The 2,951-nt window shown below is 59.7% G+C and carries 2 protein-coding genes; one reads left to right on the top strand and one right to left on the bottom strand.

Translation table 11 applies throughout. From position 1 onward, the window contains the following. Positions 1-75 precede the first annotated feature (75 nt). Complete coding sequence (locus NZK35_RS07885; protein WP_259631987.1) at positions 76-1,428, top strand: SGNH/GDSL hydrolase family protein; 1,353 nt, start codon at positions 76-78, stop codon at positions 1,426-1,428. Positions 1,429-1,548: 120 nt separating this feature from the next. On the opposite strand, the gene NZK35_RS07880 is transcribed toward NZK35_RS07885, so the two are convergent. Further along, the gene (locus NZK35_RS07880) at positions 1,549-2,802 is read right to left on the bottom strand and encodes a HEAT repeat domain-containing protein (RefSeq protein WP_259631986.1); all 1,254 of its coding nucleotides are present in this window, start codon (positions 2,800-2,802) and stop codon (positions 1,549-1,551) included. Positions 2,803-2,951 lie beyond the last annotated feature (149 nt).

Genomic DNA, 2,951 nt, shown 5'->3' with positions numbered 1-2,951 from the left:
AGATTTGAGATTTGAGATTTTCCTGCCCTCCATTTTCTTTCCCCCTTCCCCCTTCCCCCTTTCCCCACACCAGCCATGAAACGATTCGCGTTTGCCCTGCTCTCGGTTTGTTTGTTGCTTTCCCCGTCGCTTGCCCAGTCGACTCCGATCCAGGTCGGCGAGGCGAGCCTTCAGTCCGGTGATGCCGTGGTTTTTCTCGGCGACAGCATCACGCATCAGCGTCTTTACACGCAGTACATCGAAGACTTCTTCATCACCCGGTTTCCCAGCGTGCCGCTGAAGTTCCATAACGCCGGCATCGGCGGAGACAAAGCCTGGGACGCACTGCAGCGTCTCGACCGCGACGTGCTGTCGAAGAATCCCAAGCTGGTCACGATTCTGTTGGGAATGAACGACGGACGCTACCAAGCGTTTGATCACGAGATCTTCAAAACCTATGAAACCGACATGACCGAGTTGCTGGACCGCTTGCAAGCCGCCGGCACCACGGTTTCGCCGATCACGCCGACGATGTTCGACGCCGTCGCCGCTCGCGCTAATTTGAAAAAACGTCCCCGCGAAGAATCCGCGCTGCGTCAATACAACGCCGTCCTGGCCTACTTCGGGACCTGGTTGCGAGACGAAGCGGACCGTCGAGACATGCGGTCGATCGATATGTTTGGTCCCCTGAATCACCTGACCCGCGTTGCGCGTCAGGACGATCCGCAATTCACCTTCATCAAGGACGCGGTTCATCCCGGCACCGACGGCCAATTGATCATGGCACACGCCTGGCTTGAAAACCTGGGCATGCAAAGCGCCGTTTCGAACATCACGCTCGTGCCGGCGAAGAATGGTTATCGTGCACGGGCAACCGGAGGCGAAGTGACCGAATTGGCCGGCACGGACGGATCGATCGAATTCACCTTCCTCGCCGAATCCCTGCCGTGGGTCACGCCCGATGACACCCAGGTCGCAGCCAAGATGCTGAAGTTGGACCACAAGTTCAGCCGCGAAGGGTTCCAGGTCCACGGACTGGCGCCCGGCAAATACACGCTTTCGATCGATGGCACGCCGATCGGCGACTTCACCCACACCCAGCTGGCCGCCCACGTCGAACTGCAGCGGTTCCCCTCCACACCACAATCGGTCCAAGCGGCCAAAGTGGTTGCGATGAACAAAGCCAGAAACGAATCGACGATCGGGGAACTCCGCAGTCACTGGTACACCGCCCGCAACCTGGAGCGGGATCGACACAGCTTGGCCCAAGCCGGTGACGAAGCGACCCGGACGGCGCTGGCGAAGAAGGTCGCCGCGGGTGAGCAGAAGATGGAAGGGTTTGAGGAAAAACTCGCCGCCCTCGAACAGAAAGCCGACGAGGAATTGGCAGCGATTTACGCAGCAGCCAAGCCGGTCCCACACCGCTACGTGCTGCAACCGGTGCAGTGAAATTCGGGGCAGAAGCGTAGGGCATGCTGTGCATGCCAGTGTTGATGTGCAGGCGTTAGCCGCCCACGGTCGCTGCGTCGCAGCGACCGGGAATCACCTCAAGGCTAAACACCAACGTTACTACGGATCGCGGCGGAGATCGTCGGGAGCCTTCATCAGCTGGGCCGCAAAATGATTGCGCCAGGCCGCCTGGTCGTATCGGTAATCGACGCCCGGTGCGATCTGACGAAGCAATTCCAACGCGCCGGGGTTTTGAACCGTCTTGGTCAAGACCTCTTGCTTGCCGCCGGTGGAAAGCCCCGAGCCGCCCAGGCTGTTGCTGCCCACCGACATGCCTGGTCCCTTGGGCGTCAACGACTTGTGTGTCGTGATCAGGGCATCGACGTACTCCTGCCAAAGTTCCGGGTCGGGAAAATAGTTCAGCGCTCGAAGCGCCGCGGTCACTTCCACCGGTTTGCGGTTGTCACCTTTCAAGATCGGTAGATAAGAGGCAACCGCTGACGACGCGCCGTACTCTTGAAGCTGCAACAAGGCTTCGGTACGAATGCCCGGATCGGGCTCGAAGATTCCTGTCCGGACCAGAGCCTGGACGGCGACCGGTGTCTTCAAGGCTCCGAGTCGTTTGACGTAGATCATCCGCAACGATTTGGGATCGGGGTCGTTCCCACGCGACTTTTCAAGTGCTTCGGCGAGCGCGGTCGATGCCATCGGGTCGTCAATGGCTTGGATCGATTCGAGAGCTTCGGCGGACCGTTTTCCCGGCCTCAACACCAAACTCCGCAGCTTGGTCAGCTCTTTGATCCAGAGTTTCGACGCTTCGTCGAACTTGTCGCGTCGTTGTTCGCGGAGGTAAACCTCCGGGACCTCCCATCCGCCTGCCGTCCGTATCAATCCGCGTCGCCGTTGCTGATCGGCATAGAGCGCCCATTCGTTTCCATCGCGGACGTAACCCAGCGCGGACCTGGCTTGGGGGTGATTGGGATCGATTTCAATGGCCCGCTGAAAATGAAAATCACGCTGCGCCAACAGGCCGTTTCCCTTGCACTGCCGCGCCAATTGATAGTGCGCTTCGGCGTCCTCGCCAAGTTGAGCCAACTGTTGACGGTACCAGACCAGTTTTTCGTCGGAATCACTGACCGTTTTGACGACCCGGCTCTGGGGGATTGCGACCCGCAACTCCGGATCCACTTCGACGATCACATGCGGCTTCGACCCGGCGTCCACCTTCCGCACAATCGTGCCATCGACCTGCACATCGCCCCGCAATTCCAACGTGTCTGCTTGAGCCGGCGGTGCGTCGACGCAAGACGCCCCAAGTGTCAGCAGCAACGCGGAAGTCAGCGGCATGCGCCAATGGCGAATCAAATGAGTCATGTCGGACCTGTTTGACGAGAAGAAATAGAATCGGCCGCGGTGACAGGGATGCTGCCTTCGTTGGCGTGCAGCCTTGAGGCGCTCGCCAGCATTGCGGAACGCTTGGGAAGCGTTCCGGGGCGCCTCAAGGCTGGACACCAACGACCGGA

The organism is Stieleria sedimenti, from assembly GCF_025060895.1.
Classification (GTDB): domain Bacteria; phylum Planctomycetota; class Planctomycetia; order Pirellulales; family Pirellulaceae; genus Stieleria; species Stieleria sedimenti.
This window is presented reverse-complemented; position numbering and strand designations above follow the sequence as displayed.